We start from the raw sequence: 1,611 nt of genomic DNA, 5'->3' as shown, positions 1-1,611 counted from the left end.
GTGTCGGTGTTGCACTGCTCGCAGCGCGGATCGAACCCGTCGGGCAGGTCGGCCCGGTCCCGGGCCGTCGGCTGTTCCGGGACACCGGCCCCCATGAACCGTTCGGCCTCGGTGCGTGTGTCGCCGTCCATCGCCGATGCGCCCGGGTGCCCCTCGCGGTAGTGCTGCTCCATGTCGTCGTGCGCCTTCTCCGGGCTGGAGTTGCGCACGACGTGGCCGCAGTTGAAGAAGCAGTGGACGGCGACCCCGCCGCCCTCGCTCACATCGCGGAGCTGGTCAGCCATGGTCGGCTGCGTGACGTCGTCCGGCTGCACGCCCCACGGGGCGGTCGGGCGCTCCTCCAGGACGGTGCCGCAGATGATGCACGCGGTCGCCCCGTAGTCGTCCGTGCCGGGCTCGTGGTCGTGATCCGCGCGGGCCCCCTTAGCCCGGACGTCCCGAACCTTCTGCGCGAACGCTCCGAAGCCGACATCTTTCAGGGACTTCAGGAACCGCTCGTCGTCCTCGGCCGCGTAGCAGTCCTGGCAGGCGCCGACGTCGCGGTGCTCGCAGTCGAACGCGAGCGTGGCCACCTGGCCGTCAGTGGTCCCCACAATCTCCGGGTACGTGCCGAGCGGGAAGTCACTGCCACCGGGGCACGGGCGGGGCGTGGCCTCCGGGGTGAGGTGGCTGCGCGAGCGGCCGTTGCCGGTCAGGGCGACGGGGTGCTTGCAGAGCCTGCACTGGGGCTGGCCGCCCTCCATGTCCTCGGCGAGGGCGACCCCTGCGGGGCCGGCCGGGGGCTTGCCCGCGCCCTTGCACTTGCGGGTCTCGGGGTCGGCCTGGAAGTCCGGGTTGTCGGTGGTGTGGCTGCGCATCCCGCCTGCGGCGGTCACGGTGAACTCGGTGCCGCACGTCCCGCACGGCTTGCGCTCAGGGGTCGTCATAGCGATGTACCTTCCTGCTTCCTTGGTCAATGGCCTAACGGCCAGGTGGGGAGGGGCGCGGGGCCCCTCCCCGGGTTACTCGTCGGCGGCCGTGGTCTCCGCCTCAGCGATGAGCCGTCGCAGCTCCGCATTCTCGATCTTGTCGCGGCCTACGATGTCCGCCGCGCGGAGCAGCAGGGCGTTGTCGTACTCCCGCCCGTCCTCACCGCCGTGCCGTCCGTTCACGGCGTACGCCTTCGGCCAGTAGCCCTCCAGCAGCAAACCGTTCATGGCGCGCAGGACGAAGTCGGCTACTTCGCGGGACATCGTCGGGTCCGGCGCCGTCTCCTCGAACGGGTTCTCCGCGCGCTCGGCGTCGGCGGCCTCGCAGTCAGCGGCGTAGCGGTTCCGGAACGTCTGCACCGTCCGTCGGATGGCTGCCAGGGCGTCCTCGTCGGCTTCCGTCCACTCGGCCGCGTCGTCCAACGTCTTGACGGCCAGGCGGATCTCCTCGCGGATGACGGCCCGGAGCCTCTTGTCGTCCATTCCGTGTTCCTCGTTCCTGTAGATTTAACTAAATCATACCCCGGCTGGTGCGGCCGTCAACCCGTCTTCGGGACGAACCGGTCGATCTTCCGGGATGCGGTGACGGTGTCGATCAGGTTGGACGCCTCGCCGGCGCGCAGCCCGTCCGGCGCCGGGAGCC

Annotated in this window: 2 protein-coding genes; both read right to left on the bottom strand. The window is 70.5% G+C overall.

The annotated features are described in order from the left end of the window. The coding region (locus ACWCV3_RS28880; RefSeq protein ID WP_451230310.1) for a hypothetical protein at window positions 1–926 on the bottom strand (926 nt) is incomplete at its 3' end. A 75-nt stretch (window positions 927–1,001) separates the two neighbouring features. Beyond that, window positions 1,002–1,451: a hypothetical protein gene (locus ACWCV3_RS28875; RefSeq protein ID WP_451230307.1), complete on the bottom strand. Its 450-nt coding sequence runs from the start codon at window positions 1,449–1,451 to the stop codon at window positions 1,002–1,004. Window positions 1,452–1,611: the final 160 nt, after the last annotated feature.

It is taken from the genome of Streptomyces sp. NPDC001781, from assembly GCF_053596035.1.
Note: the sequence above shows the minus strand (reverse complement) of the source record. Positions and strands in the feature narration are given on the sequence as shown.